At 72.9% G+C, this 25,042-nt stretch carries 29 protein-coding genes; 10 read left to right on the forward strand and 19 right to left on the reverse strand.

All coding sequences use genetic code 11. The features are described 5' to 3' along the window. Nucleotides 1-64: 64 nt before the first annotated feature. Nucleotides 65-685: an RsiG family protein gene (locus SAM23877_RS16570; protein WP_053133295.1), complete on the reverse strand. Its 621-nt coding sequence runs from the start codon at nucleotides 683-685 to the stop codon at nucleotides 65-67. Between the two features lie 168 nt (nucleotides 686-853). On the opposite strand from SAM23877_RS16570, the gene dtd reads away from it, so the two are divergent. Further along, nucleotides 854-1,279, forward strand: a complete 426-nt coding sequence (gene dtd, locus SAM23877_RS16575; protein ID WP_053133298.1) for a D-aminoacyl-tRNA deacylase — start codon at nucleotides 854-856, stop codon at nucleotides 1,277-1,279. Nucleotides 1,280-1,309: 30 nt separating this feature from the next. Here the strand turns inward: dtd and ygfZ are convergent, their stop codons facing one another. Genes ygfZ through SAM23877_RS16590 form a run of 3 tightly spaced genes read right to left on the reverse strand, consistent with a single transcriptional unit; the run spans nucleotide 1,310 to nucleotide 3,314 of the window. Next, a complete protein-coding gene (gene ygfZ / locus SAM23877_RS16580) occupies nucleotides 1,310-2,275 on the reverse strand; it encodes a CAF17-like 4Fe-4S cluster assembly/insertion protein YgfZ (protein ID WP_053133301.1) in 966 nt (321 codons plus the stop codon). A gap of 9 nt (nucleotides 2,276-2,284) precedes the next feature. Continuing rightward, nucleotides 2,285-2,722: a Fur family transcriptional regulator gene (locus SAM23877_RS16585; protein ID WP_053133304.1), complete on the reverse strand. Its 438-nt coding sequence runs from the start codon at nucleotides 2,720-2,722 to the stop codon at nucleotides 2,285-2,287. 16 nt (nucleotides 2,723-2,738) lie between these two features. After that, nucleotides 2,739-3,314, reverse strand: a complete 576-nt coding sequence (locus tag SAM23877_RS16590; RefSeq protein WP_053133307.1) for a heme-binding beta-barrel domain-containing protein — start codon at nucleotides 3,312-3,314, stop codon at nucleotides 2,739-2,741. 252 nt (nucleotides 3,315-3,566) lie between these two features. Between SAM23877_RS16590 and SAM23877_RS16595 the strand changes: the two genes are divergently transcribed. After that, a complete protein-coding gene (locus SAM23877_RS16595) occupies nucleotides 3,567-3,929 on the forward strand; it encodes a DsrE family protein (RefSeq protein WP_053133310.1) in 363 nt (120 codons plus the stop codon). A gap of 49 nt (nucleotides 3,930-3,978) precedes the next feature. Here SAM23877_RS16595 and SAM23877_RS16600 read toward each other — a convergent pair whose 3' ends face one another. The 7 genes from SAM23877_RS16600 to SAM23877_RS16630 all read right to left on the reverse strand — a co-directional run bounded on the left by SAM23877_RS16600 (nucleotide 3,979) and on the right by SAM23877_RS16630 (nucleotide 9,437). Beyond that, on the reverse strand, nucleotides 3,979-4,254 hold the full coding sequence (locus SAM23877_RS16600) for a DUF3099 domain-containing protein (protein ID WP_053133313.1): 276 nt from the start codon (nucleotides 4,252-4,254) through the stop codon (nucleotides 3,979-3,981). Between the two features lie 85 nt (nucleotides 4,255-4,339). Further along, nucleotides 4,340-4,627 (reverse strand): DUF1416 domain-containing protein, encoded by a 288-nt coding sequence (locus SAM23877_RS16605; protein ID WP_053133316.1) that lies wholly within the window; start codon nucleotides 4,625-4,627, stop codon nucleotides 4,340-4,342. A 40-nt stretch (nucleotides 4,628-4,667) separates the two neighbouring features. After that, entirely contained in the window at nucleotides 4,668-5,513 is an 846-nt protein-coding gene (locus SAM23877_RS16610) for a sulfurtransferase (protein WP_053133320.1), read from the reverse strand. Between the two features lie 415 nt (nucleotides 5,514-5,928). Beyond that, nucleotides 5,929-6,666 (reverse strand): LmeA family phospholipid-binding protein, encoded by a 738-nt coding sequence (locus SAM23877_RS16615; protein ID WP_053133322.1) that lies wholly within the window; start codon nucleotides 6,664-6,666, stop codon nucleotides 5,929-5,931. 139 nt (nucleotides 6,667-6,805) lie between these two features. Beyond that, nucleotides 6,806-8,269, reverse strand: coding sequence for a hypothetical protein (locus SAM23877_RS16620; RefSeq protein WP_053133325.1), 1,464 nt, complete (start codon nucleotides 8,267-8,269; stop codon nucleotides 6,806-6,808). 2 nt (nucleotides 8,270-8,271) lie between these two features. After that, complete coding sequence (locus tag SAM23877_RS16625) at nucleotides 8,272-8,526, reverse strand: MoaD/ThiS family protein (protein WP_053133327.1); 255 nt, start codon at nucleotides 8,524-8,526, stop codon at nucleotides 8,272-8,274. Between the two features lie 62 nt (nucleotides 8,527-8,588). Beyond that, the gene (locus SAM23877_RS16630) at nucleotides 8,589-9,437 is read right to left on the reverse strand and encodes an alpha/beta hydrolase (RefSeq protein ID WP_079030252.1); all 849 of its coding nucleotides are present in this window, start codon (nucleotides 9,435-9,437) and stop codon (nucleotides 8,589-8,591) included. A gap of 257 nt (nucleotides 9,438-9,694) precedes the next feature. Between SAM23877_RS16630 and SAM23877_RS16635 the strand changes: the two genes are divergently transcribed. The 5 genes from SAM23877_RS16635 to SAM23877_RS16655 all read left to right on the forward strand — a co-directional run bounded on the left by SAM23877_RS16635 (nucleotide 9,695) and on the right by SAM23877_RS16655 (nucleotide 14,931). After that, entirely contained in the window at nucleotides 9,695-10,474 is a 780-nt protein-coding gene (locus tag SAM23877_RS16635; RefSeq protein ID WP_053133332.1) for a winged helix-turn-helix transcriptional regulator, read from the forward strand. Nucleotides 10,475-10,528: 54 nt separating this feature from the next. Next, nucleotides 10,529-11,551: a LacI family DNA-binding transcriptional regulator gene (locus tag SAM23877_RS16640; RefSeq protein ID WP_079030253.1), complete on the forward strand. Its 1,023-nt coding sequence runs from the start codon at nucleotides 10,529-10,531 to the stop codon at nucleotides 11,549-11,551. 96 nt (nucleotides 11,552-11,647) lie between these two features. Beyond that, nucleotides 11,648-12,700 (forward strand): S1C family serine protease, encoded by a 1,053-nt coding sequence (locus tag SAM23877_RS16645; RefSeq protein WP_053133337.1) that lies wholly within the window; start codon nucleotides 11,648-11,650, stop codon nucleotides 12,698-12,700. 72 nt (nucleotides 12,701-12,772) lie between these two features. Then, complete coding sequence (locus tag SAM23877_RS16650) at nucleotides 12,773-13,513, forward strand: response regulator transcription factor (protein WP_053133340.1); 741 nt, start codon at nucleotides 12,773-12,775, stop codon at nucleotides 13,511-13,513. Continuing rightward, nucleotides 13,510-14,931 carry a sensor histidine kinase gene (locus SAM23877_RS16655; protein ID WP_053133343.1) on the forward strand — a complete coding sequence of 474 codons (1,422 nt, stop codon included), beginning with the start codon at nucleotides 13,510-13,512 and terminating at the stop codon, nucleotides 14,929-14,931. The genes SAM23877_RS16650 and SAM23877_RS16655 overlap by 4 nt, the downstream gene beginning before the upstream one ends. A 10-nt stretch (nucleotides 14,932-14,941) precedes the next feature. On the opposite strand, the gene SAM23877_RS16660 is transcribed toward SAM23877_RS16655, so the two are convergent. After that, nucleotides 14,942-15,148 carry a DUF397 domain-containing protein gene (locus SAM23877_RS16660; RefSeq protein WP_053133346.1) on the reverse strand — a complete coding sequence of 69 codons (207 nt, stop codon included), beginning with the start codon at nucleotides 15,146-15,148 and terminating at the stop codon, nucleotides 14,942-14,944. After that, nucleotides 15,145-15,972 (reverse strand): helix-turn-helix domain-containing protein, encoded by an 828-nt coding sequence (locus SAM23877_RS16665; RefSeq protein WP_053133349.1) that lies wholly within the window; start codon nucleotides 15,970-15,972, stop codon nucleotides 15,145-15,147. Before SAM23877_RS16665 ends, SAM23877_RS16660 begins: the two co-directional genes overlap by 4 nt. Before the next feature lie 126 nt (nucleotides 15,973-16,098). Here SAM23877_RS16665 and SAM23877_RS16670 point away from each other — a divergent pair, with 126 nt between their 5' ends. Then, nucleotides 16,099-16,389, forward strand: a complete 291-nt coding sequence (locus SAM23877_RS16670; protein WP_053133352.1) for a hypothetical protein — start codon at nucleotides 16,099-16,101, stop codon at nucleotides 16,387-16,389. 103 nt (nucleotides 16,390-16,492) lie between these two features. Continuing rightward, nucleotides 16,493-17,143: a Uma2 family endonuclease gene (locus SAM23877_RS16675; RefSeq protein WP_053133355.1), complete on the forward strand. Its 651-nt coding sequence runs from the start codon at nucleotides 16,493-16,495 to the stop codon at nucleotides 17,141-17,143. A 92-nt stretch (nucleotides 17,144-17,235) separates the two neighbouring features. On the opposite strand, the gene SAM23877_RS16680 is transcribed toward SAM23877_RS16675, so the two are convergent. Then, nucleotides 17,236-19,062 carry a bifunctional metallophosphatase/5'-nucleotidase gene (locus SAM23877_RS16680; RefSeq protein ID WP_053133358.1) on the reverse strand — a complete coding sequence of 609 codons (1,827 nt, stop codon included), beginning with the start codon at nucleotides 19,060-19,062 and terminating at the stop codon, nucleotides 17,236-17,238. Between the two features lie 171 nt (nucleotides 19,063-19,233). Between SAM23877_RS16680 and mshD the strand changes: the two genes are divergently transcribed. Beyond that, nucleotides 19,234-20,163, forward strand: coding sequence for a mycothiol synthase (gene mshD / locus SAM23877_RS16685; protein WP_053133361.1), 930 nt, complete (start codon nucleotides 19,234-19,236; stop codon nucleotides 20,161-20,163). 10 nt (nucleotides 20,164-20,173) lie between these two features. Here mshD and SAM23877_RS16690 read toward each other — a convergent pair whose 3' ends face one another. The 5 genes from SAM23877_RS16690 to SAM23877_RS16710 are packed head-to-tail and all read right to left on the reverse strand — an operon-like array spanning nucleotide 20,174 to nucleotide 24,648. After that, nucleotides 20,174-20,833: a hypothetical protein gene (locus tag SAM23877_RS16690; protein ID WP_053133364.1), complete on the reverse strand. Its 660-nt coding sequence runs from the start codon at nucleotides 20,831-20,833 to the stop codon at nucleotides 20,174-20,176. Further along, nucleotides 20,821-22,338: a hypothetical protein gene (locus tag SAM23877_RS16695; RefSeq protein ID WP_053133367.1), complete on the reverse strand. Its 1,518-nt coding sequence runs from the start codon at nucleotides 22,336-22,338 to the stop codon at nucleotides 20,821-20,823. Before SAM23877_RS16695 ends, SAM23877_RS16690 begins: the two co-directional genes overlap by 13 nt. After that, nucleotides 22,335-23,195: an ABC transporter ATP-binding protein gene (locus SAM23877_RS16700; protein ID WP_053133370.1), complete on the reverse strand. Its 861-nt coding sequence runs from the start codon at nucleotides 23,193-23,195 to the stop codon at nucleotides 22,335-22,337. Before SAM23877_RS16700 ends, SAM23877_RS16695 begins: the two co-directional genes overlap by 4 nt. A 50-nt stretch (nucleotides 23,196-23,245) precedes the next feature. Further along, complete coding sequence (locus SAM23877_RS16705; protein ID WP_053133374.1) at nucleotides 23,246-24,109, reverse strand: cupin domain-containing protein; 864 nt, start codon at nucleotides 24,107-24,109, stop codon at nucleotides 23,246-23,248. Next, nucleotides 24,106-24,648: an RNA polymerase sigma factor gene (locus SAM23877_RS16710; protein ID WP_053133377.1), complete on the reverse strand. Its 543-nt coding sequence runs from the start codon at nucleotides 24,646-24,648 to the stop codon at nucleotides 24,106-24,108. Before SAM23877_RS16710 ends, SAM23877_RS16705 begins: the two co-directional genes overlap by 4 nt. Between the last annotated feature and the right edge of the window lie 394 nt (nucleotides 24,649-25,042).

Here is a 25,042-nt window from a genome sequence, read left to right on the forward strand (position 1 = left end):
CGCGGCGGCGACGGCCCGGGGTCACCGGGCCCGTGGGAGGGCCGCCGCAGGGCCGCCCCTCGTGTCACACCAGCAGGTCGTCGACTTGTGCTTCCCCCTCACGGTACCGGCGTGCGATCTCGGCGCTGCAGTCGTCCGCGGTGCGCTGGAGCCGCTGGCGCCGCCGGGACACCTGCTGCTCGTAGCGCACGAGCCGGCCCATCCCGGCGGTCAGCTCGACGTCGGTGCGGGCCGTCAGGTCGGACAGCTCCACCTCGCCGAGCATCTCCGCGGCCAGCCGCCGGCACTCCTCGCTGCGCGGCGTGCCCAGCGTCACGTGCCGCGCGGAGGACCGCTGCCGGGCCGGGGCGTCGGCCAGGATCTCCGACAGCCGCTCGACGACGGGCCCCTTCGCCGCGGTGGTCACCACGGACGCCGGACCGCGCCGCGCCAGCTCCGCGCGCAGGATGTCGATCCTTCCCTGCAGCAGCCGCCGCACATAGCTGAGGTCGGCCTCCTCGCGCTGGGCGTCCCGGCGCAGGGTGCGCAGTTCGGGCAGGCGCAGCGCGGTCAGGTCGTGCCCGGAAGGCGCCACGGGCAGCTCTGGGCTGTCCGTGCGCTGCACGGGCGGCCGGGGTGCCTCCAGGCCCCCCGGGTATGGCAACGCGACAGTCCCAAGCGGCTGCCCCGTACTCGGTGTGCTCATTCGCCTCAACCGTCCCCTCGACCGGCGTCTGTGAGCATCGTGCCACCCCAAGTGGCCGCTATGTGACCGAGTGCCCACGATCGGCCCCAGATGGGGGGTTAGGGAGCAAAAAAAACCCCGTACGGGCCCGCGTGCCCACACCCTGGGGGCGCACGGCATCATGACGGGATGCGTGCAGTGGTACAGCGGGTGGACGGCGCGAGCGTCGTCGTGGACGGCGAGACGGTGGGGTCGATCGACGGCGAGGGCCTGTGCGTCCTGGTCGGTGTCACCCACGAGGACACCGCGGAGAAGGCGGCGCAGCTGGCCCGCAAGCTGTGGTCGGTGCGGGTGCTGCACGACGAGAAGTCGTGCAGCGACGTCGACGCCCCGCTCCTGGTGATCAGCCAGTTCACCCTGTACGGCGACGCCCGCAAGGGCCGCCGCCCCACCTGGAACGCCGCCGCGCCCGGCGAAGTGGCCGAGCCGCTCGTCGACGAGGTCGTCGCGCGGCTGCGCTCGCTGGGCGCGACCGTGGCGACCGGGCGCTTCGGTGCGCAGATGCGGGTGTCGCTGACGAACGACGGCCCGTTCACGGTGCTGATCGAGGTCTAGCGCCCGCCGGGCCGCCGCGTCCGCCCGGTCCTACGGTTCGACGACCGTCTCCTGGGCGGCGGCCGTGTCCTCCGCCATCAGCCGGGCGTCCACCGGGACGTTCCGCTTCACCAGGGCCAGGGCGACCGGGCCCAGCTCGTGGTGGCGCACGGACGTGGTGACGAAGCCGATCTTCCGGCCGTCCGGCCCGTCCTGCGCGAGGCGCACCTCGGCACCGGCGGGCGGCAGGTGGACCTCGCTGCCGTCCAGGTGCAGGAAGACCAGGCGGCGCGGCGGCTTGCCGAGGTTCTGCACCCGGGCGACGGTCTCCTGGCCCCGGTAGCAGCCCTTCTGCAGGTGGACGGCGCTGCCGATCCAGCCGAGCTCGTGCGGGATGGTCCGGTGGTCGGTCTCGAAGCCGAGCCGGGGGCGGTGCTGCTCGACGCGCAGCGCCTCGTGGGCGAGGATCCCGGCCGGCGGCCCGGCCTGGGCGGCGAACGCCTCCAGCTCCTCGCGCGGCAGGAAGAGATCGCGGCCGTACGGCGTCTCGCGGACGACGGCGCTCGCGGGGGCCGCCGCGATGGAGCCGGCGGGCAGGTGGACGACCGCGGTGTCGGCGGTGCGGTCGGCGACCTCGACCCGGTAGAAGAACTTCATCGACTCCAGGTAGGCGATCAGCGCCTCCTGGCTGCCGGGCTCCACGTGGGCCCAGACGGTCGAACCGTCGTCGACGAGGTACAGGGCGTGCTCGATGTGGCCGTTGGCGGAGAGGATGAGCGCCTCGGCCGCCTGGTGGGCCGGCAGGTCGCTGACATGCTGGGTGAGCAGCAGATGCAGCCAGCTCAGCCGGTCGTCGCCGGTGACGGCGACCACACCGCGGTGGGAGAGGTCGACGAATCCGGTGCCGTCGGCGAGGGCGCGCTGCTCGCGGAACAGGTCGCCGTAGTGCGCGGCGACGCCTTCGTCCACACCCTCGGCGGGGACGGCGCCGGGCAGGGACAGCAGGGGACTCTTCATACGCCTAGCCTACGACTCGGTGGTCGAGCCCTTCCGGGCACAGTCCCGGCACCGGCCGAAGATCGCGAAGTGCTTCATGTCGGTGTCGAACCCGAACTGCTCCCGCAGCTTGGCGGTGAACTCGGCGGCCACCGACAGGTCGGCCTCGATGACGTTGGTGCAGTCCCGGCAGACCAGGTGGATGTGGTGGTGCCGGTCGGCGAGGTGGTAGGTGGGCGCGCCGTGCCCCAGATGGGCGTGGCTGACCAGCCCGAGCTCCTCCAGGAGCTCCAGCGTGCGGTAGACGGTGGAGATGTTGACCCCCGACGCCGTCTTCCTCACTTCGCCGAGGATGTCGTCGGGGGTCGCGTGCTCCAGGGTGTCGACGGCTTCGAGCACCAGCTGCCGCTGCGGGGTCAGCCGGTAGCCGCGCTGCCTGAGGTCGCTCTTCCAGTCGGTGCTCACCACACCCGAGAGTCTAGGACTACTTGAAGAAAGCGATGCCGTCGTCGGGCATGTCGTCGGGCAGGGCCTTGGCCCAGCGCTCGACGTCCTCCGGGGTGACGACCTTCTTCAGGTGCGCCGACATGTAGGGGCGCAGCTCGACCTCGGGGGTCTGCTTCTCGCCGACCCACATCAGGTCGCTCTTGACGTACCCGTACAGGCGCTTGCCGCCGGTGTAGGGGCGCGAGGCGGCCGTGCGGGCCACCGCGTCCGTGACCAGGTCGATCTGCGGCTTCTGGTCGGCCAGCTCGCCGTACCAGATCTCGATGACGCCGTCGTCGCGGGTCATCGTGACCTCGACCTTGCGGTGGGCGTCCACGCGCCAGAAGCCGTGCTCGGACTCCAGGGGGCGGACCTTGTTGCCGTCCTGGTCCAGGACCCAGGTGTGGGACCGGTACTCGAGGAAGTCCCGGCCGTCGTGGCTGAAGGAGACCTCCTGCCCGAAGTTGCACTTCTCGGCGCCGGGGAAGTCGTGCACGCCCGCACCCGCCCAGTCACCGAGCAGGAAGACGAGCGGGACGAGGTCCTTGTGGAGGTCGGACGGGATCTCGATCATGAGCAGAACTTCCTGGCGTGGGGGATCAGCGCTGGCCCTGGTACAGCTTCTTCACGGTCAGCCCCGCGAAGGCGAGAACGCCGACGCAGACCAGAACCAGCAGGGCTTCGAAGAAGATCTCCACGGGGTGCTCCTCGGTAATGCGGAGTGCGGTGCGTGCGCTACACGCACAGGGCCGGGGCCCAGCTTACGCGGCCGGGCCCGGGCCCACCGGGCGAGGTGGGCCCTGCGGTGCGGCCGTACCATGCGGCCATGGCGAAGAAGCTCGTGATCAAGGTGACGGCGGGGGCGGATGCCCCCGAGCGGTGCTCGCAGGCGTTCACGGTGGCGGCGGTGGCCGTGGCCAGCGGCGTCGACGTCTCCCTGTGGCTGACCGGCGAGTCGGCCTGGTTCGCGGTGCCGGGCCGGGCGGCCGAATTCGAGCTGCCGCACGCGGCCCCGCTCCCCGATCTGCTGGACTCGATCCTGGCCGGCGGCCGGGTGACGCTGTGCACCCAGTGCGCGGCGCGCCGGGACCTCACCGAGCAGGACGTGATCGAGGGCGTGCGGATCGCGGGCGCGCAGGTCTTCATCCAGGAGGCGCTGGGGGACGACACGCAGGCGCTGGTCTACTGACCGGCGGGCCCGGGAACTCCGATCGGCGCCGGCAGCGGCCGGACGGGGTTCAGGGCCGGTCCTGGCGCCGCGGCCCCTTCTTGCCGTCCAGCTCGTCCCACCACTCGTCGGACCCGGGGTCGCCGGAGGGGTCGTCCCACCAGCGGTCGTCGGGGCCGCGGCGGTTGGCGACGATCGCGGCGAGCGGGGGGATGACCATGGCGACCAGGCACATGCCGACGGCGGCCGGGACCGACCAGAGGCGGACGACGCCCCAGGCCAGGACGAACAGCGCGATGCAGATGCCCATCATCACGAAGTAGCGGTGCCGCCGCCGCGCGTACATACGTCCAGCGTAGGTCCGGGCGTGCCGAAGGGCCGCACCCCGGGCGTCCAACCCGTGGGGTGCGGCCCCTGGCCGTCGCCTGCCGTCAGACGGCGATCGCGACCTCCGCCAGCCCGCCCTGCTGGGCGACGACCGTGCGGTCGGCGCTGGCGCCCGGGACGAGCGCCCGCAGGGTCCAGGTGCCCTCGGCCGCGTAGAACCGGAACTGGCCCGTCGCCGAGGTGGGGACCTCCGCCGTGAACTCGCCGGTGGAGTCCAGCAGCCGGACGTAGCCCGTCACCGGCTCGCCGTCGCGGGTCACCTGACCCTGGATCGTGGTCTCACCGGGCTTGATCGTCGAGGCGTCGGGGCCGCCGGCCTTCGCTCCGCACATGTCGTACTCCTGAGGGGTTGGGAAAGGTCGGTCGGGGTGCTTACTTCGCGGCGCCGAGCTCGATCGGCACGCCGACGAGGGAGCCGTACTCGGTCCAGGAGCCGTCGTAGTTCTTGACGTTCTCCACGCCCAGCAGCTCGTGCAGGACGAACCAGGTCAGGGCCGAGCGCTCACCGATGCGGCAGTAGGCGATGGTGTCCTTCGCCAGGTCCACCCGCTCGTCGGTGTAGAGCTGCTTCAGCTCCTCGTCCGACTTGAAGGTGCCGTCGTCGTTGGCGTTCTTCGACCACGGGATGTTGCGGGCGCTGGGCACGTGGCCCGGGCGCTGCGACTGCTCCTGCGGGAGGTGGGCCGGGGCGAGGAGCTTGCCGGAGAACTCGTCGGGCGAGCGGACGTCGACCAGGTTCTGCGCGCCGATCGCCTTGACGACGTCGTCGCGGAAGGCGCGGATGGAGGTGTCCTGCGGCTTGGCCTTGTAGTCGGTCGCCGGGCGCTCGGGCACCTCGGTGCCGTCGACCAGCTCGCGGGCGTCCAGCTCCCACTTCTTGCGGCCGCCGTCGAGGAGCTTGACGTTGTCGTGGCCGTACAGCTTGAAGTACCAGTAGGCGTAGGACGCGAACCAGTTGTTGTTGCCGCCGTAGAGGACCACGGTGTGGTCGTTGGAGATGCCCTTCTTCGACAGGAGCTTCTCGAAGCCCTCCTGGTCGACGAAGTCGCGGCGGACCGGGTCCTGGAGGTCCTGGGTCCAGTCGATCCGGATCGCGTTCTTGATGTGGTTCTTGTCGTACGCGGACGTGTCCTCGTCCACCTCGACGATCGCGATGGTCGGGTCGTCCAGGTGGTCCTGCAGCCAGTCGGCGTCGACCAGGACGTCGCTGCGGCTCATGTTTTCTCCTCCGGGGCAGTTACGGCGGGGCGTGCGGCGAGAGGGTGCGCGCTCATGCCGGGGCGGCGCGCGGGTGCCCTCGACAGCAGGGCGGGTGAGGGGGACGCGGCCGGCGGCTTCGCCGTCCGCTCAGAAGGCGCGACAGAGCATGGCGGCAACGCGGCACAGGTCCACTGCCCGCCGCTTCGTGAGATCCGCCTGTCGCTTCATAGGTCCCGATCGTAGGGAGGGTCGGCGGGCGATGTCACCGGCGTGTCGCATGATGAGACGGGATCGTCCGCAACGTGGGACGCGGGCGGGCCTCGGGGTGCCGCCGGGCGGTCTCCGAACGGGACTTCCGGGGCGCCATCTGCGGTACGGACGTCGGCGTCTCGCCTGTCGGACTCGGCCGCCTTTCCGGCGGCCGGTCCTCGTCCTACCCGGCCAGCTCGACGTTCGAACCCTTCACCGTGATCTCGACGCCGTCCTTCGCCGCCTCGACCTTGTCCAGCGCGATGCCGCCGGGCAGCTCGTCGATGGTCTGCTGGAAGTCGGTGATGGCCCGGATCCGGGACTCGGCGAGCTGCCTGCCGCCGACCTCGGGCAGTCCGTCGGCGACGACCTCGACGTTGTCGTCCTTGACCGTGACCGAGCTGAGCACGTCGACCGGCTCGGGCAGTTCCACGCCCAGCACCGTGGCCTGGAGCGACACCTTGATCTTGCCGTCGCCGCCGTCGGAGAGGCCCACGACCTTGGCGGTGATCCCGGGGCCGATGTCCGTGGGCTCGGACTTGGTGGCCTTCATCAGCTCGTCGTAGCCGACGGTCGCGGTGCCGGTGGCGGTGGCGGCCGTGGCGGAGCTGAAGTCACTGGAGAACGCGACGCCCCTCAGGGTGGCGCGGAGCTCGCCGATACGGATCTTCTCGGCGCCGTTGCCGGTGGACGCCTCGTAGTCGTCGATGCCGACCTCGACGTCGTCGAGCTCGCCGGCCGCGGCCTGGGTGAGGAAGGGGAAGCCGTTGATCGAGACGTCCGGCGTCGAGGCCAGGTTCTCGGTGGTCCTCAGCTTGTCCGCCGCCTCGCCCTCGGCGAAGTTGACCGCCACGCGGTCCGCGATCACGAAGAGCCCGCCGAGGATCACGACGACGATCAACAGTATTCGCAGTGCTCGCATGCGGTGTTCCCCACCCTGGGCGGTCGACGACGGTCCCCGACGACCGGTGGCCGTCCAGCGCGAGGGTAACGCGACCGGAACGGGCCACCGGGATTTTGTCGATCAGCTGTGACAGGAGGCGCGAGCACCCCGGGGCGGCTCAGCCGAGGGCCCTGCCGAGCACGTACACGGCCGGGGCCGCGGCCGCGAGGGGCAGGGCCACACCCGCCGTGAAGTGCACGAACCGGGACGGGTAGTCGTAGGCCGCCGCCCGGTGCCCGATCAGCGCGCACACCGCCGCGCCCGCGCCGAGCAGCGCCCCCGACGTCCCGAAGTCCGTCACCGCGCCGACCGCGATGCCCGCCCCGGCCGCCGCGAGCAACGCGACGACCAGGGAGGCCGGCGTCGGCAGCGGCAGGGCGCGGGCCACGACGGCGACCGCCACCGCGACCGCGCCGACGGTCACCGCGTCCGCGTCGGCGGCGAGGTAGCCGCCCGCGACGACGGCCAGGGCCGCGGCGGCGACCGTCGCCATCAGGCCGTACATCCGCTCGTCGGGGTCGGCGTGCGAGCGCAGTTGCAGGACGAGGGAGAGCAGCACCCACACGCCGAGCGTGCCGAGGATCGCCGCCGGGGAGCGGTCCGACACCAGCATCGCCGCGTCGGCGGCGAGGGCGCCCGCGAAGCCCAGCGCGATGCCCTGCCGGGCCGGCCACATGCCGTTCAGGCGGAACCAGCCGGCCGCGGTGACGGCCTGGAGGGCGACGAGCGGGACGAGCAGGGCGTACGTGCCGAGCGCCGCCGCGCCGGCCAGCAGCAGCCCGAGCAGCGCGGTGAGCCCGGCCGGCTGCATCCCCGGGTCGATGATCGGCGAGCGCCCCTCGGCACGGGCCCGCTGCGCGTCGGTGACCCGCGTGTTCCCGGCGAGGGTCGCGGGACCGTAACCGGCGGGGGCGGAGGGGCCGGCGGCCGGAGCGGGGCCGGCGGCCGGCGCGGAGGCGGCGGCCGGCGCGGAGGGCTCGTACGGCTGAGGGCCGGGCCGACGCCGGGCCTGCGGCTGAGGCTGGGCCTGGGCCTGGGCCTGGGCCTGGGCCTGGGCCTGGGCCTGGGGAGTGTAGGCGTGCGGCTGCGACGGATAGGGCTGCGGCTGCGACCCGTACGGCTGCGGTTGCGGCGCATACTGCTGCCCCTGCGAAGCCTGCGGCTGCGACCCGTACTGCTGTCCCTGCGAAGCCTGCGGCTGCGGCGCGTACTGCTGCCCCTGCGAACCCTGCGGCTGCGGCGCGTACTGCTGCGGCTGGGGCGCGTAGCCGCCGGTCGTCCCGTACGGCGTGGCCGTCGGCTCCTGGTAGCCCTGGGGCGGCAGGTACGCCGTCTCCTCCGCGGGGACCGGCGGCTGCACCTGGGTCTCCCAGGTCTGCCCCTGCCACTGCTGCGTGTACTGGGCGGCGTTCGGGTCCTCGTCGTACCCCTGCTGGTCCTGATACGCCTGCTGCCCCTGGGGCTGCTGATGCGCGGGCCAGGCCTGGGGGGCGTACCCCCGCCCGTCGTACCCCTCGTGTCCCTCGTACGGCTGGTTCTGCCCGTACGCGGGGTCGTACGGCTGCTGCGGCTGGTCGGTCATGCTCACCCTCCTGCGAACGGCGGGAGCACCTCGACCGTGCCGCCGTCGGCCAGCCGTACCGTCTCATGCCCGCGGGTGCCCACGGGATCGCCGTCGACGAGGAACGAGCAGCGCAGCAGTACGCGCGTGAGTTCGCCGGGGTGGCGCTCGCGCACCGCGCCGAGCGCGTCGGCGAGCGTGGCCGCCTCGTACGGCTCCTCGGCCACCCCCGCCGCGGCCTTCGCGGCGGCCCAGTAGCGCACCGTGACCTTTGCCATCTGGATCCTTCGTCTCCGGTGCCGACCGGCGTCCGTGCCGATCGGCGGTGAACACCGCCAGGCTAGCCCGCCCGGGCCACGGCCCAGTCGCCGATCCTGCGCAGCAGTTCCTCGCCGGACGCGTGCTCGGCGTGGCCCATCCCCGGCTCCACCCAGAGTTCCCCGTGGTCACCGGCCGCCTCGGCCAGCATCCGGGGGTGGTCGAGGGGGAAGTAGCCGTCCCGGTCCCCGTGCACGACCAGGAGCGGCGTCGGCGCGATCCGCCCCGCCGCCTCCACCGGCGACAGCGGCACCGGGTCCCAGTCCCGGTGATGGATACGGGTGCGCAGGCCGTAGCGGCCCACCAGGCGCCCCGTGGGCCGCATCACCAGCCAGTGCAGCCGGCGCATCGGTGCCGTCCCCCGGTAGTACCAGCGGGCGGGGGCGCTCACCGACACGACGGCGTCCGTGCCCGAGCCGCTCCCGTCGCCGTGGAGCGCGGCATGGCGCAGCACCACGGAACCGCCCATGGAGAAGCCGACGGTCACCACGCGCGCGTGCCCGAAGCTGCGGGCCCAGGCGACCGCCGCCGCCAGGTCGAGCACCTCGCGGTCGCCGACGGTCGACCGTCCGCCGGACGCGCCGTGCCCGCGGAAGGAGAACGTGACCACCGCGCCGTGGTGCGCGAAGGCCTCCGCGATCCGCCGTACGTGCGGGCGGTCCGCGTCGCCCGTGAACCCGTGCGCGACGACGAAGACCAGGTCAGGGGCGTCGCGGCCGGACGCGCCGGGCTCGTACACGGCGTCGATCGGCACCCCGTCGGACGCGCGCAGGAAGGTGCGTGAGCGCGTGCGGCGCGGCGTCCCGCGGGGCGTCTCGGGATGCGGACGAAAGGTGGGACGCGCCACATGATCTGCCCGACGGTTGCTCATGTCGGCTATTCTGCTGGGCAGAGGACTCGGGCAACGTAGCCCCCGGGTCCTTTTGTGCTTCCGGGAGCGTTGCCGGGGGGTCGCCGAGCGATCGCCGGGCGTTCACCTCCCGGCCGTGCAGCGGGCCCCACGGGCACGGGATCCGCACCTGTACGAAGCAGTGCCGTAAACGTCCTCGCAGGGACCGAGGAGGAACCAGACGTTATGGGCGAGCGAACCGTGCACGACCTCAGGACGACCCGGGCAGGTGGGGCGCGATGAGTTCTCTGCTGCTCCTGACCAACGCCCTCCAGCCGTCGACGGAGGTGCTTCCCGCCCTCGGCCTGCTGCTGCACAACGTCCGTGTCGCGCCCGCGGAGGGCCCCGCCCTCGTCGACACCCCCGGCGCCGACGTGATCCTCGTCGACGGGCGCCGCGACCTTCCCCAGGTGCGCAGCCTGTGCCAGCTGCTGCGTTCCACGGGGCTCAGCTGTCCGCTGGTCCTCGTCGTGACCGAGGGCGGCCTCGCCGCCGTCACCGCGGACTGGGGCATCGACGACGTGCTGCTCGACACCGCCGGTCCGGCCGAGGTCGAGGCCCGGCTGCGCCTCGCCATGGGCCGCCAGCAGATCGTCGGCGACGACTCCCCCATGGAGATCCGCAACGGGGACCTGTCGGTGGACGAGGCGACGTACTCCGCCAAGCTCAAGGGCCGGGTCCTGGACCTGACCTTCAAGGAGTTCGAGCTGCTGAAGTACCTCGCCCAGCACCCGGGCCGGGTCTTCACCCGCGCCCAGCTCCTCCAGGAGGTGTGGGGGTACGACTACTTCGGCGGCACCCGCACGGTCGACGTGCACGTCCGGCGGCTGCGCGCCAAGCTGGGCCCAGAGCACGAGTCGCTGATCGGTACCGTCCGCAACGTCGGCTACCGCTTCGTCACGCCGGAGAAGCCCGAGAAGCCCCAGAAGACCGAGCGGGCGGCCGAGGACGCCAAGGCCGAGGCCCGGCCGGCGGCGCAGGCGGACACCACGGCGGGAGCGGCTTCGACCAAGGTATGAACCAAGGGGTGATACGCCCTGCCCGGGGCGCATCCATCCGCGTAGACTCCGCGCGTGGCCAAGGTGACTCGGGATGATGTGGCGCGGCTGGCGGGAACTTCCACCGCCGTCGTCAGCTATGTCATCAACAACGGACCCCGGCCGGTCGCCCCGGCCACGCGCGAGCGCGTCCTCGCCGCGATCAAGGAACTGGGGTACCGGCCGGACCGGGTCGCCCAGGCGATGGCGTCGCGGCGCACGGACCTCATAGGCCTGATCGTGCCGGACGCCCGCCAGCCCTTCTTCGCGGAGATGGCGCACGCGGTCGAGTGGGCCGCCTCCGAGCGCGGGAAGATGGTCCTCGTCGGCAACTCCGACTACGTCGGCGAGCGCGAGGTCCATTACCTGCGCGCCTTCCTCGGCATGCGCGTGTCCGGCCTGATCCTGGTCAGCCACGCCCTGAACGACCTGGCCGCGGCCGAGATCGACGCCTGGGACGCCCGGGTCGTGCTGCTGCACGAGCGGCCCGAGGCCATCGACGACGTCGCCGTCGTCACCGACGACCTCGGCGGCGCCCAGCTCGCCGTACGCCACCTGCTGGAGCACGGGTACGAGTACGTCGCCTGCATGGGCGGCACCGCCGAGACCCCGTCCGTCGGCGACCCGGTCTCCGACCACGTCGAGGGCTGGAAGCGGGCGATGAAGGAGGCCGGGCTCTCCACCGAGGGCCGGCTCTTCGAGGCGCCGTACAACCGCTACGACGCGTACCGCGTGGCGCTGGAGCTGCTCTCCGGGCCGCAGCGTCCGCCCGCGATCTTCTGCTCCACCGACGACCAGGCGATCGGCCTGCTGCGCGCGGCGCGCGAGCTGCGCATCGACGTCCCCGGCGAGCTGGCGGTGGCCGGCTTCGACGACATCAAGGAGGCGGCCCTGGCGGACCCGCCGCTGACGACGGTCGCCTCGGACCGGTCGGCGATGGCGCGGGAGGCCGTGGACCTGGTCCTGGACGACGGCCTGCGGGTGGCGGGTTCCCGGCGGGAGCGGCTGAAGGTGTTCCCGTCGCAGTTGGTCGTACGGCAGTCCTGCGGCTGCGCGTAGGACCCGCCCGGCGGGCGCCTTTACATCGGGCATACGAGGTTCTGCCGGGCTTCTCAGGCAGCACTCAGACCGCTCTCATCCTCGGGCGGGAGGCTCATGAACATGACCGAGAGCCTCCGCCACCACGGCGAGTACGAGCACGCGAACCCGTACCCGGGAACCGAGCAGCACGCCTCCTCTCCCGTCAGCCCCGAGTGGCCGCCCCCGCCGGCCCAGCCGCCCGCCGCCGGCTTCCCGGAGGGGCAGCCCGGCCGGCCGCGCGGGAAGCGCACGGTCCGGCGCGGCCCCGCCGCCCTGCTCGCGGCCGTGGCGATCGTCGCGGCGGCCGTCGGCGGCGGCACCGCGTACGGCATCCAGGAGCTGACCGGCAGCGACACCGTCGCCTCCAGCTCCACCAGCACCCACGTGGTGCCGTCCAGCCAGAAGGGCACGGTCTCCGGGGTCGCCGCGGCGGTCAGCCCGAGCATCGTCGAGATCAGCGCCACCTCGAACGCCGGCTCCTCCACCGGCTCCGGCGTGATCATCACCGGTGACGGCGAGATCATCACCAACAACCACGTCGTCTCCGGCGCCTCCTCCGTCAAGGTCACGACCAGCGACGGCAAGCGGTACACCGCCCGGGTCGTCGGCACCGACAGCAGCAAGGACCTCGCGCTGATCAAGCTGGAGGACGCCTCCGGTCTGAAGGCCGCGACCCTCGGAGACTCCGACGGCGTCGGGGTCGGCGACCAGGTCGTCGCGATCGGCTCCCCGGAAGGCCTGACCGGCACCGTGACCAGCGGCATCGTCTCGGCCCTCGACCGCGACGTGACCGTCTCGACGGACGAGGGTCAGCAGCAACAGCAACAGCAGCAGGGGCAGGGACAGGGCGGTGGCTGGCCGTTCGAGTTCGGTGGCCAGGAGTTCAACGGCGACACCGGCTCGTCCACCACGACGTACAAGGCGATCCAGACGGACGCCTCCCTCAACCCGGGCAACTCCGGCGGCGCGCTGATCGACATGAACGGCAACATCATCGGCATCAACTCCGCGATGTACTCGGCGACCGAGTCCTCCGCCAGTGCGGGCAGCGTCGGCCTCGGCTTCGCCATCCCGGTCAACACCGTCAAGGCCGACCTGTCCGCGCTGCGCGCGGGCGCCGACAGCTGAGCGGACACCCGGACATGCGACGCTGAAGGCGTTGGCAGCCCCGTACCCCACCGCATCCGAGGACCCGAGCCCATGAGCCCCGCAGAAGGCGACCGCGACCGTGAGACCCAGCGCATCCTGATCGTCGACGACGAGCCGGCCGTCCGCGAAGCCCTGCAACGCAGCCTCGCCTTCGAGGGATACGACACCGAGGTCGCCGTCGACGGCGCCGACGCGCTCCAGAAGGCGGCGGCCTACCGGCCCGACCTCGTCGTCCTCGACATCCAGATGCCCCGCATGGACGGTCTGACCGCCGCCCGCCGCATCCGCGGTGCGGGCGACCTGACCCCGATCCTGATGCTCACCGCCCGTGACACGGTCGGCGACCGGGTGACCGGCCTCGACGCCGGCGCCGACGACTACCTGGTCAAACCCTTCGAGCTGGACGAGCTGTTCGCCCGTATCCGCGCGCTGCTGCGCCGCAGTTCCTACGCGGCGGCGGTCGACGCCGCCCAGGGCGACGACGACACCCTCACCTTCGCCGACCTGACCATGGACCTGGCGACGCGGGAGGTCGTGCGGGGCGGGCGGCCGGTGGAGCTGACCCGCACGGAGTTCACGCTCCTGGAGATGTTCATGGCCCACCCGCGCCAGGTCCTCACCCGGGAGCAGATCCTGAAGGCGGTCTGGGGCTTCGACTTCGAGCCGTCCTCCAACTCCCTCGACGTGTACGTCATGTACCTGCGCCGCAAGACCGAGGCGGCGGGCGAGCCGCGCCTGGTGCACACCGTGCGCGGCGTCGGCTACGTCCTGCGGCAGGGCGGCGCGGAGTGAGGGGACCGGTGCGCCGTTTCCGGGCGCTGCCGCTGCGCTCGCGCCTGGCGCTGCTGGTGGCGGCGGCGGTGGCGTTCGCCGTGACGGCGGCGGCCGTGGCCTGCTGGTTCGTGGTGAAGAGCGTGCTGGTCAGCTCGCTGGACGAGGCCCTGAAGGCGAACCGCATGGACGGGCAGCAGGTGAGCCAGTACGTCAACCTGCGCACCGGTCTGTGCGCCCACGATCCGGTCACCCACGAGGAGAACCCCTTCGGCTCGTCCGTGCAGCTCGTGGACCGCAAGGGCGGCAGCTGCCTCATCATCGGCACGGAGGAGGTCCCGCTCACCGACGCCGACCACGCCGTGGCCGAGGGCACGTCCTCCGACGCGCTGCACGACGCCACGGGGTCCGACGGCGACCAGTACCGCGTCTTCACCTACCCCGTGCCCAATCTGCAGGGCGTCGCCGTCTCCGCCGCGCGACCGCTGGGCGAGGTGAACAGCTCCCTCAGCAACCTGGCGTTGGTGCTCGTCTTCGTCGCGGGTGCCGGTGTCGTCGGCGCGGGCGCCGCCGGCCTCTGGGTGGCCCGGACCGGCCTGCGCCCCGTCGACGAACTGACGCGGGCCGTCGAACACGTCGCCCGTACCGAGGACCTCACCATCCGCATCCCCGTCGAGGAGGACGGCGAGGACGAGATCGCGCGCCTCTCGCGCTCCTTCAACAGCATGACCTCGTCGCTCGCCAGCTCCCGCGACCTGCAACAGCAGCTCATCGCCGACGCGGGCCACGAGCTGCGCACCCCCCTCACCTCCCTGCGCACCAACATCGAGCTCCTCACCCGCAGCGAGGAGACCGGCCGCCCCCTCCCCGAGGCGGACCGCAGGGCCCTGCTGGCCTCGGTGAAGGCCCAGATGACGGAGCTGGCGGCGCTGATCGGCGACCTCCAGGAGCTGTCCCGCCCCGACACCGGCCAGCACGCGGGCAAGGCCGTCATCGTCGCCTGGCACGACGTCGTCGACGCCGCCCTGCGCCGCGCCCGCCTGCGCGGCCCCGAGCTGACCCTCACGGCCGACGTGCGGCCCTGGTACGTACGGGCGGAACCGGCCGCACTGGAACGCGCGGTCGTGAACATCCTGGACAACGCGGTGAAGTTCAGCCCGGCGTCCGGCACCGTCGACGTACGCCTCGCCGACGGTGTCCTGACCGTCCGCGACCACGGCCCCGGCATCCCCGCCGACGAACTGCCCCACGTCTTCGACCGCTTCTGGCGCTCCCCGTCGGCCCGCGCGCTGCCCGGCTCGGGCCTGGGCCTGTCGATCGTGGCCCGCACGGTCCAGCAGGCGGGCGGCGAGGTGAGCCTGACCCCGGCGGAGGGGGGCGGCACGACCGCGACGGTACGACTGCCGGGGGCACCGGTGCCCCCGCCGGAGGTGCCGTGAGGTTCGGCGCCTACGCGGGCCGCCCCCGCATGCCTGCCAGGAACGCCCCCCACGCCCCGGCCCCGAAGACCAGCACCCGCCCCTCCGGCACCTTGCTGTCACGCACGGGGACGAGGCCGGGGCAGCCGTCGGCGACCTCGACGCAGTTGTTGTCTCCGCCGTCGCTGTAGGACGACTTGTGCCAGGTGACGTTGCCGAGGTCCGGGGTGTGCTTCATGATCGGTGCTCCTCCAGTACGTCCCTGATGAACGTCAGCGATTCCGACGGCGACAGCGCCAGGTCCCGCAGCCGATCGTAGGACAAACGGTGGTGCAGAACGTCTCCCGGATCGTCCGTCAGCAGTCCGCCACTGTCACCCTCCGTGTAGGCGACCGAGCTCCCGTCCAGCTGCCACAGCAGGGTCAGTGAGCCCTTGCTCATGAAGTCGTGGATCCCGGCCGCGAACGGCAGCACCTGTACGACGACGTTGGGCCATCGCGCGATCGCTTCGATGTGCGTCAACTGGTTCTCCCAGGTCGCCGGTCCGGCTGAGGGACGGCGGAAGGCGAGTTCGTCCATGACGAAGCGGACGTTCGGCGCCGGCCGCTTGCTCAGCAGAAGTTGCCGTCCCAGGCGAGCCGCGACCTGCTCCTCCACTGCCTCCTGGTCCCGCTCCGTTGTCTGGGGCCCGGACAACACCTCTCGGGCGAAGTCCTCGGTCTGCATCAGACCCGGGACGTTCGGCGTGTACTTGTACATGACCCGCGCTGTCGACTCCAGACGCATGAACTCCCTGTACTTGTCCTTGAAGGCGTCGATCCGAGCGACTTTCCACAGGCTTACCAGCAGATCGCCGGCGCCGTAGTAGCTGTCGAGGTCTTCCATGACCGTCACCTTGGACAGCCGCTCCCCCGACTCCAACCGGCTCAGATAGCTCTTGTCGTACCCGGACTCATCGGCCAGTTGTCCCAGGGATTTGCCCTCCTTCTCCCGCAGGAAACGCAGTGTCCGGCCCAGCACCGCGCGCCCCGACTCACCCTGTCCGTCATACCGTTCGGCCATGTACGCCCTCCCTGTTGCCCAGCGGTCCGGGCAACGCCAGACCCCTTTCGCAGAGTACGACCAAGCAGTGACGATCAACGCACTGAAAGTAATCGCTCCTGCTCGGCCGTCCCCTGGAGGGAACCCATGCCCACGCCCCCGCTCCGCCTCCTCCCTTGGACCACCCCCGAAGGCAACCCGTGCTACCTGAGCACCGACGACGGTCGCGGCCTGATGTCCCGGATCGCCGATGACATCGAGGCGGCTCAGCTGGACTCGGGCGAGGAGGTACTCGCGGGAGCCAGGGCCGTGCTCGCCGACCGGAAGGCAGGTGAGCGGGCGGTGCGGTTCGCGCTGACCAGGGCGACGGAGTCGCTGGAGGACGTGCTGAGGGTCGCGGTCAGCCGCGGGCGGCGCATCCCCCACCCGGTCGAGTGATCCGGCCGCATCTCACCTGGTCGGCCGAGCCGGCCTACGTAGCGTGAGGGTGCTGCCTGTGGCCCGAACCCGCTCAGCCCACACCTGAGGAGGTGAGGTCACCATGACCGCTCTTGCGCACGAGAGGCCCGAAACCATGCCCGAGTTCTCAACGACGGGGTCGGAGAACGGGCTGGGCCTGGACGAGGTCGTGTGGCAGGCATGGAAGGCCATGGAACTCCCCGAGGGCTACCGCGCCGAGATCATCGAGGGAACCATCGAGGTGTCACCCACCGGTCGCCTGCCCCGTGCCCGGATCGTGAACCGACTGCGGGACGCCCTGGTGCGTTTTCTGCGAGAGGGCGAGTATGCGGCCTATCAGGACGCCAACGTCGTCTCCCGGCGCAAGGTCTGGATCCCCGACCTCTTCGTCGCGCCCGAGGATCTGGAACCCTACGCGGACGAGGACGGGCTGGGTGTCGACGCGGCGGCGGTCCGGCTGGTGGTCGAGGTGGTCTCCCCCGGCAGGCTCAACGAGGACCGGGACCGGGTCAGGAAGCGCCGTGAGTACGCCCGCGCAGGCATCCCCGTCTACGTGATCGTCGATGACCACGATGCCCAGGGGACCGTCACGGTGCTCACCGAACCCCGGCCCGACAAGGGCGACTGGCTGGGCGTCGTACGAGTCCCCTACGGGACGGACGCCGAGGTTCCGAAGGGACCCGCCATGGGTTTCGTGATCGGAGAGGCCGTCACCGGCCCCAAGCGGGCCTGACCCGGCGCAGCAGGGGGAAGAGGAAGGGGCCCGGTGACCCCGCACGTGCTGCGGGATACCGGGCCCCTTCGATGCACCGGGCCGTACGGGGCCTACCGCACGACCGTGATCCGGTCCGCCGTCGGCACCGCGATCGGGTCGGCCGCCGACGAGTTGGCCGTCAGGTACTGCTCCAGCGCCGTCAGGTCGTCCGCGCCGACTAGTTCGTTCGCGCCCTCGCCCAGGGTCGTGAAGCCGTCGCCGCCGCCCGCGAGGAAGCTGTTCGACGCGACGCGGTAGGTGGCCGCCGGGTCGAGGGGCGAGCCGTTCAGGCGGATGGAGTCCGCGACCACGCGGTCCGCGCCCGTCTTCGTCAGGTCCAGGGTGTAGGTGAGGCCGGACGAGACCTGGAGGATCTTCGGCGCCGCCTCGTTCGGGCCGCTCACCTGCTCCTTGAGGACCTGGACGAGCTGGGCGCCCGTGTAGTCCTGGAGGTTCACCGTGTTGGCGAAGGGCTGGACGGCGAAGCCCTCGGCGTACGTGACGACGCCGTCGCCCTCGCTGCCCGTGGACGCGTGGGTCAGCGGGGCGCGGATGCCGCCCGGGTTCATCAGGGCCAGGTCGGTCTCCGGGTCCTGGGACCTGCCGTACGCGAGCTGCGCGTCGGCTATCAGGTCGCCGAGCGGGGACTCGGTGCCGTCACGGGAGATGTCGCCGGCGATGTAGCCGATGGGGCGGTTGCCGATCGGGGCGGCGAGGGTGCCCCACCGGTCGATCAGGCGGGTCATGTCCGGTGCCTTCGGGACGTCCCGCGTCACCACGTGGTTGGCCGACTTCACCGACGTACGGGCGATGTCACCCGTGCGACGGTCGTAGGTCAGCGTCGTGTCCGTGTAGAGGCGGCCGAAGGACGAGGCCGAGGTGACCATGCGGGGGTTGCCCGCCGGGTCGGGGACCGTGCACACGTACGCGTTGTGGGTGTGGCCGGTGACCAGCGCGTCGACCTGGGGCGTGACGTTCTTCGCGATGTCGACGATCGGGCCGGAGATGCCGTCGCCGGCGCCCGGGGAGTCGCAGTCGTAGTTGTAGGAGGACGACGCCGGGAATCCGCCCTCGTGGATCAGGGCGACGATCGACTTCACGCCCTGGCGCTGGAGCACCTTGGCGTACTTGTCGATCGTCTCGACCTCGTCCTTGAAGGACAGGCCCTTGACGCCCTCCGCCGAGACGACGTCCGGGGTGGCCTCCAGGGTCACGCCGATGAAGCCGACCTTGACGCCCTTGTGCTTCCACACCCAGTACGGCTCGAGGATGGGCCTGCGGGTCTTCTCGTCGAGGACGTTCGCCGCCAGGTACGGGAAGTCGGCGCCCTTGAACCCCTTGTCCGTGTAGCAGCCCTCGGTGGGGTGGCAGCCGCCGTTCTGCAGGCGGGCCAGCTCCTTGGCGCCCTCGTCGAACTCGTGGTTGCCGACGCTCGTCACGTCCAGGTCGAGGGCGTTCAGCGCCTCGACGGTCGGCTCGTCGTGGAAGAGGCCGGACAGCAGCGGGGACGCGCCCACCATGTCGCCGCCCGCCGCGGTGACGGAGTAGCGGTTGCCCTTGCGGGCCTCGCGCAGGTGGGTGGCGAGGTACTCCACGCCGCCCGCGTCGACCGTCTTCGTCGTGCCGTCGGGCTGGACCTCGGTGACCCGGCCGGAGGAGCCGGCCGGCGGCTCCAGGTTGCCGTGCAGGTCGTTGAAGGAGAGGAGCTGGACGTCCTGGTAGCGGCCGGTCCCGTGCCCGTGGCCCCCGTGGCCCCGCTCGCCCCCGCCCGGGTTCGCCGAGGCGGGCAGTGCCGCCGCGGCGAGCGCGCCGGCGGTGACGACGGTGGCGGCGACGGCGAGGAGACGGCTCGTACGGCGTCCGCGGCGCGGTTGGTGCGACTGTGCTGTGGCTGGCATGCGCCCCCCTGTGGGTGTGCGTGACGCGAGCCGCTGAGGAGACGGCTCGCCGGCGCAGCAGCCTAGAGTCAACGCGCGTAGCGCGACAGGGGTTTCCGGGTTACATCCTGGTTTACCTTGCTCCTCCTGAGCTGCCGCCGCTTGCCGCGGTCGCCCCTTACCCTCGTACGCATGACCAGCGACGACACCGTGCGGCCCGGCCGCCCCCGCTCGATCGAGACCCTCGCCGAACTCACCCCGGAGCAGACCGACGCCGTCCTCGCCCTGCTCGCCGAGGCCGCCCGCAGCGACGGGCAGCAGGCCGTGTCCGAGCAGGGCCGGCTGCAACTGCGCGGCCCCGCACGGGACGGCGTCTCGCACCTGCTGCTCTCCGTGAACGGCGACGCTCTCGTGGGCTACGCCCAGCTGGAGGGCACCGACCCGATCGAGCCCCCGGCCGCCGAGCTGGTCGTCCACCCCTCGCACCGGGGGCAGGGCCACGGCCGTGCGCTGGGCGCCGCGCTGCTCGCCGCCTCCGGCAAGCGGCTGCGGGTCTGGGCGCACGGCGGCCACTCCGCCGCCCGGCATCTGGCGCAGGTGCTCGGGTTGACCCTCTTCCGCGAACTGCGGCAGATGCGACGTCCGTTGGCCGACCTGGACCTGCCGGACCCGAAGCTGCCCGAGGGCGTGACCGTCCGCACCTTCGAGCCCGGCCGGGACGACGCGGCCTGGCTCGCGGTGAACGCCGCCGCCTTCGCCCACCACCCCGAGCAGGGCTCCCTCACCCAGCGGGACCTCGACGACCGCAAGGCCGAGGCCTGGTTCGACCCGTCGGGGTTCTTCCTGGCCGAGCGGGACGGCAGGCTGATCGGCTTCCACTGGACCAAGGTGCACGCCGAGGAGCGGCTCGGCGAGGTGTACGTCCTCGGCATCCGCCCCGACACGCAGGGCGGTGGCCTGGGCAAGGCCCTGACCACCATCGGTCTCAGGCACCTGGCGGAGCGGGGACTGCCCACGGCGATGCTGTACGTCGACGCCGACAACAAGGCGGCGGTGTCCGTCTACGAGCGCCTGGGGTTCGTCACCCACGAGACGGACCTGATGTACCGCACGGAGACCTGAGAAGCGCGCGCTAGGCCGGTCCGCCGGCGCCGCGCGGCCGACGACCCCGCCGTCCCAGCGGCTCCGGCCCGCACGCCGCCCACACCGTCACCGCCGCGGCGGTGAGCACCGCCCACCGGTCGTGCCCCTGCGACCACCGCGGATCGCCGGGCGTCGTGAACATCGCCCAGTCCTCCGGCGTCAGCAGCGGCGCGAGGACGGCCGCCAGCAGCAGCGCCGCCGCGACGACCGGCCCCGGACGCGCCTCGTCCGTCAGCCGTACGACCGCCGCGGCGCCGGCCAGCGCCAGGGCGCCCGTCGCCCCCGCCTCCAGGGTGATGTCGCCGGCCGGGGGCCGGGACGCGGCGGGGACGAGCAGCAGGACGGCCGCCCACCACAGCACGGCGGCCGGTGCGACCAGGGCCACCCGCAGCGCCTGCCGCAGCGGGCGCCGGGTCGGCACGGCCGTGGTGAGGTGCCGGGCGGGGTCGTCCAGCAGGAAGGCCAGGCCGAGCGCGCCGATCAGGGCGGTGCCGCGCAGCAGGGTGAGCGTCTGCCACGGGGTCGGCTCCGCACCCGTCAGGGCCGGTGCGGCGGCGACCAGCAGCCCGAGCACCCCGGCGGCGAGCAGGGCCCGCCACGGCAGCGTGCGCCGCACCGGGCCGGCCAGGGCCGGCGTCACTCCTCGCACGAGTCGGCCTTCCCCGGCCCCGCCACGCCCAGCAGTTCGGCGGCCCGGGCCGTCGTGACGCCCGGCGAGGCCAGCTCGGCCCAGTGCGCCTTCACCCGCTCCCCGACCCCGGCGGGCGGCTTCTCCAGCAGGCGCCGTACGACGTCCGTCTGTCCCTCCGTCATGCTCAGCGGCTCCGTGGGGGCCAGGACGATCGCGGAGCCCCGCACACTGTCGTCGAGGCGGACCCGGCGCAGGGCGTCCATCGGGTCGTCCATCCAACTCAGGGACAGCCACATGACGGTGACCATCCGCCCGTCGCAGACCTCGGCCGCCGCCTCCTCCGAGCCCGCGACGAGCACGGCGGCGACCGCGCTGGAGAACTCCGGGACCCGGTTGCCGCCCCAGGCGGTGCCGACGGTCACCTGGTCCGGCTCGGCCAGCGCGGGGATCGCCGCGTCGCTGTCCAGGCCGTACCGGGCCTCGATCCGCTGCCGTACGACGAGCGGCCGGTCCTGCGCGGAGCCGCCCGTCAGGGCCCGGACCCGGTCCACGACACCGGCCCAGACCTCCGCCCGGGGCGCCCACTCGGGAAAGGCGCAGTACGTCGTGCGGCCGTGCTCGACGCAGGTGTGCTCCGGCCGCACCGAGGCGCGCTCGCGGGCCTCGGTCAGCTCCGGGGACGGCGACACGCCGCCGGCCTGGAGGACCCCGCCCGTGACCGCCAGCGCGAGGGCCAGGGCGACGCCCGCCCGGACGACGAGGTTCCGCCCGCCGGCGAGGAGCATGGCGAGGAAGGCCGCGCACAGGCCGGCGCCCGCCAGGTAGAGGGCGTGCCAGGCGGCGGGCCGGCCCAGCAGGTCGGAGGGCAGGGTGTTCGAGCTGATCGCGGCGACGACCGGGGCCAGCCACGACGTGCCGCCTTCACCGCTCGGTCCCGCACCGAACACGAGGGTGAACAGCAGCAGCACCACCAGCAGGGGCGCGGCGAGCGGTGACGGCAGCACTCGGGCCGCCAGCACTCCGAGCGCTCCGGCCAGCAGCACCGTCAGCGGTCCGACGGCCAGTTCGGCCGGCGACCCGTGCCCGACCGCGCCCGGCTTGAGCGCATCCCAGGTGAACTGCCCGGCCACGCACACCGCGGTGAGCAGGACGGCGGGCACGACGGACAGCGCGTGGGCCGCCGTCCGGCGCCAGGGCTGGACGACCAGGACCGCGAAGTGGGGCTCGGTGCCGTGCCGCAGGGACCGCAGCATCCCGAGGTTGGTGCTCACCATGACCGCCAGGCCGACGAGCATCGGCATGCCCTGGGTGGCGCGGTCGGCGTCCTGGAGAGCCGGGTAACCGTCGAAGGAAGCGCGGCCGCGCCACACGATCCAGGCGACGTACACGACGAAGGCGAGGACGACGGGCACGCTCGTCAGTGTCCGGCGCGCCTCGAACCGGGCGAGCGCGAGCACGGCCCGCGCGCCACCGCGCCGCTCGGCCTCCACGGCGGGGGGCGCGTCCGCCTGCAGGGCGCTCATGCGGCCACCTCCGTGTCGGCGCCGTCGAGGACGAGCAGGTAGCCGTCCTCCAGTGCGGGTTCCACCAACTCCGCTCCCGGGGGCGGATCACCCACGTTGCGGAAGGTCCCCGCCCCCGTGCGCCAGCCGGCCTTCGCGCCCGGGTCCCGCTCCCCGCTGCTCCACACGCGCCCGGCGGCCCGTGCGGTCAGTTCGGCGGGCGTGCCGTCGAACCGCACCGCCCCGGCGGCCATGACGACCACCCGGTGGCAGAGCATCGCGACGTCCTCGGTCTGATGGGTGGACAGCAGCACGGTCCGCCCTTCCCCCGCCCCGGCGACCAGCTCCCGGAAGCGCATCCGCTGCTCCGGGTCCAGCCCGACGGTCGGCTCGTCGAGCACGAGGAACCCGGGGTCGCCCACCAGCGCGGCCGCGAGCGCGACCCGCTGCCGCATCCCCCCGGACAGCTTCTTGATCCGCCGGCCGCGGACGTCTCCCAGATCGACATCCTCCAGCACCCGCCGCACCTCGCGGTGCCGGGCGGAACGGTCCGCCAGCTCCTTGAGGATCGCGACGTAGTCGACGAACTCGAAGGCGGTGAAGTCGGGGTGGAAACCGGGCGTCTGCGGCAGGTACCCGAGCCGCCGCCGCACCTCCTGCCGCCCGCGCGAGGTGCCGGGATCGTGCCCGAGCACCGTGAACGCCCCCCGATCGGCCGGCACGGCGGTGGCGAGCACCCGCAGCAGCGTGGTCTTCCCGGCCCCGTTGGGACCGAGCAGCCCGGTGACGCCCGGGGTCAGCCGCAGCGACACGTCGTCGAGGGCGCGGGTCCGGCCGTAGTGGAGGCTGAGCCCGGAGGCGGAGACGGTGGGGGTCATACGGTGCTCCCGTACACGAAGGAAACAAGGGGAAAAAAACAGGGCGGGCCTCACGCGGCACCGCGCGCGGCGATGTCGAACCGGTCGCGCACCAGCAGCAGCAGCCCGACGCCCGCCACCGCCACGGCACCGCAGACGCCCTGCCCGGCAGCGGTGAACGGCGCGAGCGGCACGTCGTCGGCCGCCCGCACCCCGCCCGCCACCAGCAGCACGGCCACCCACGCCCCGGCGACCGCGGACGGCGCGGCCACCGGCCCCAGCCGGGGCGTGAGCGCGAGCCCGGAGGTGGTGAGGGCGAGCCCGGGCAGCAGCCAGGCGAGGGCGCTCAGCTCGTACCCCGGCAGGGCGAGGCTCGCCAGGGCCCCCGTGCCGAGGGCCACGACGAGCACGGCGACCGTGCGGATCATCAGCAGCCGGAAACCGTGCAGGGGCGCGACGACCGCCATCTCGTACGTCGGGTCCAGCGCCGGCCCGTAGGCGAGCGCCACCCCGGCCAGGGGCAGCAGCGGAGCGAGAGCGAGGAAGAGGGTGGGCCGGCCGGCCGCGCCCGCCGAGAAGGCCACGAAGAAGGTCATCAGCAGCACGGCGACGACCGCGCCGAGCCAGGACCGGCGCAGCACGGGGGTCGCCGCGAGCAGCCGCGCGGTGCCGTCGTCGACCCCGCACCGCACCAGCAGGCCCTCGAACCACCCCGGCCGGGGCGCGTCCAGCTCCGCGTCGAGCCGCTCCCACCCGGCATCCAGGGCGGCGGCGTCACTCACCCCGGCGAGCACGCCGCGGCAGTGCGCGCAGGCGCTCAGGTGCGCGTCGGCGGACCACAGGAGGGGCGCCGCCAGCTCCCCCCGGGCGTAGGCCCGCAGATCGTCCTCGCCGACATGCCAGGTCTCCCGGCGACGGCTGTCCTCGTCCCTCATGCCAGCGCCTCCCGCAGCTGTCGGCGGGCGCGCATCGCCCGCGTCTTGACCGTGCCCGGCGGGATGCCGAGCAGGACGGCCGCCTCGCGGGTGGTCAGCCCGTCGATGACCGTGGCCTGGAGCACCGCGCGCAGCTCCGGCGAGAGCCGGACGAGGGCGCCGGCGAGGTCCCCGTGCTCGACCCCGGCGAGCACACGCTCCTCCGCCGAGGCCTCCTCCCGGTGCCGCAGCCGGGCCAGGGCCTGCCGCAGCCGCCCCCGCGCCCCGTCGCCGCGCAGCACGTCGACCAGCCGCCGCGACCCGATCCGCCACAGCCACCCCGCCACGTCACCGTCCTGCCGGTACCGCGCGCTCCCCCGCCACACCGCGAGGAACGTCTCCTGCACGACGTCGTCGACGACACCGCCGTCGGCGCACCGGCCGCGCATACGGGCGGTCAGCCACGGCGCGTACCGGCGGTACAACTCCTCGAAGGCACCCCGGTCACCGTCGTCGGCGACGGCCCGCAGCAACTCCCCGTCGCTTCTCGTCTCGCTCACGTCCCCTCATCGGACGACCCCACCTGATCGGTTCACGATCCCAACGACGACCTCCGCCCCCGCACGTGGCCCCGCACGGCCGGCCGTCCAGGTGGCCACGTACGGGTGTCTGCGCACACGTGGCCCGCGCACGGCCGGCCGCGTACGGCGAGAAGGGGCCGTGCCGGGGGGTGTCCGCCCGCAGCGGTTGGCGCGTCGACGGACGGAACCCTGTTCCCCGACCGATTCCGCGCCGTTCCGAGGACGGACACCCCCCGGCACGGCCCCGACCCACAGACCACGCACCGCGCAACGCGCACCACCCCCGAACCCGCACAGGCGCCGCAGGCAAGACACCCGCACCACCCCCGAACCCGCACAGGCCGCCGCAGGCAAGACACCCGCACCACCCCCG

Source organism: Streptomyces ambofaciens ATCC 23877, from assembly GCF_001267885.1.
Classification (GTDB): Bacteria; Actinomycetota; Actinomycetes; order Streptomycetales; family Streptomycetaceae; genus Streptomyces; species Streptomyces ambofaciens.

Excerpts from the sequence above, each read along its gene's own strand:
- SAM23877_RS16695 (WP_053133367.1), bottom strand. The coding sequence starts at position 22,338 with ATGAGCGCCCTGCAGGCGGACGCGCCCCCCGCCGTGGAGGCCGAGCGG.
- SAM23877_RS16610 (WP_053133320.1), bottom strand. The coding sequence starts at position 5,513 with ATGAGCCGCAGCGACGTCCTGGTCGACGCCGACTGGCTGCAGGACCAC.
- SAM23877_RS16620 (WP_053133325.1), bottom strand. The coding sequence starts at position 8,269 with ATGACCGACCAGCCGCAGCAGCCGTACGACCCCGCGTACGGGCAGAAC.
- SAM23877_RS16570 (WP_053133295.1), bottom strand. The coding sequence starts at position 685 with ATGAGCACACCGAGTACGGGGCAGCCGCTTGGGACTGTCGCGTTGCCA.
- SAM23877_RS16700 (WP_053133370.1), bottom strand. The coding sequence starts at position 23,195 with ATGACCCCCACCGTCTCCGCCTCCGGGCTCAGCCTCCACTACGGCCGG.
- SAM23877_RS16665 (WP_053133349.1), bottom strand. The coding sequence starts at position 15,972 with ATGGCCGAACGGTATGACGGACAGGGTGAGTCGGGGCGCGCGGTGCTG.
- SAM23877_RS16645 (WP_053133337.1), top strand. The coding sequence starts at position 11,648 with ATGAACATGACCGAGAGCCTCCGCCACCACGGCGAGTACGAGCACGCG.
- SAM23877_RS16625 (WP_053133327.1), bottom strand. The coding sequence starts at position 8,526 with ATGGCAAAGGTCACGGTGCGCTACTGGGCCGCCGCGAAGGCCGCGGCG.
- SAM23877_RS16600 (WP_053133313.1), bottom strand. The coding sequence starts at position 4,254 with ATGTACGCGCGGCGGCGGCACCGCTACTTCGTGATGATGGGCATCTGC.
- dtd (WP_053133298.1), top strand. The coding sequence starts at position 854 with ATGCGTGCAGTGGTACAGCGGGTGGACGGCGCGAGCGTCGTCGTGGAC.
- SAM23877_RS16595 (WP_053133310.1), top strand. The coding sequence starts at position 3,567 with ATGGCGAAGAAGCTCGTGATCAAGGTGACGGCGGGGGCGGATGCCCCC.
- SAM23877_RS16675 (WP_053133355.1), top strand. The coding sequence starts at position 16,493 with ATGACCGCTCTTGCGCACGAGAGGCCCGAAACCATGCCCGAGTTCTCA.
- SAM23877_RS16615 (WP_053133322.1), bottom strand. The coding sequence starts at position 6,666 with ATGCGAGCACTGCGAATACTGTTGATCGTCGTCGTGATCCTCGGCGGG.
- SAM23877_RS16650 (WP_053133340.1), top strand. The coding sequence starts at position 12,773 with ATGAGCCCCGCAGAAGGCGACCGCGACCGTGAGACCCAGCGCATCCTG.
- SAM23877_RS16630 (WP_079030252.1), bottom strand. The coding sequence starts at position 9,437 with ATGAGCAACCGTCGGGCAGATCATGTGGCGCGTCCCACCTTTCGTCCG.
- SAM23877_RS16670 (WP_053133352.1), top strand. The coding sequence starts at position 16,099 with ATGCCCACGCCCCCGCTCCGCCTCCTCCCTTGGACCACCCCCGAAGGC.
- ygfZ (WP_053133301.1), bottom strand. The coding sequence starts at position 2,275 with ATGAAGAGTCCCCTGCTGTCCCTGCCCGGCGCCGTCCCCGCCGAGGGT.
- SAM23877_RS16680 (WP_053133358.1), bottom strand. The coding sequence starts at position 19,062 with ATGCCAGCCACAGCACAGTCGCACCAACCGCGCCGCGGACGCCGTACG.
- SAM23877_RS16635 (WP_053133332.1), top strand. The coding sequence starts at position 9,695 with ATGAGTTCTCTGCTGCTCCTGACCAACGCCCTCCAGCCGTCGACGGAG.
- mshD (WP_053133361.1), top strand. The coding sequence starts at position 19,234 with ATGACCAGCGACGACACCGTGCGGCCCGGCCGCCCCCGCTCGATCGAG.
- SAM23877_RS16705 (WP_053133374.1), bottom strand. The coding sequence starts at position 24,109 with ATGAGGGACGAGGACAGCCGTCGCCGGGAGACCTGGCATGTCGGCGAG.
- SAM23877_RS16605 (WP_053133316.1), bottom strand. The coding sequence starts at position 4,627 with ATGTGCGGAGCGAAGGCCGGCGGCCCCGACGCCTCGACGATCAAGCCC.
- SAM23877_RS16660 (WP_053133346.1), bottom strand. The coding sequence starts at position 15,148 with ATGAAGCACACCCCGGACCTCGGCAACGTCACCTGGCACAAGTCGTCC.
- SAM23877_RS16590 (WP_053133307.1), bottom strand. The coding sequence starts at position 3,314 with ATGATCGAGATCCCGTCCGACCTCCACAAGGACCTCGTCCCGCTCGTC.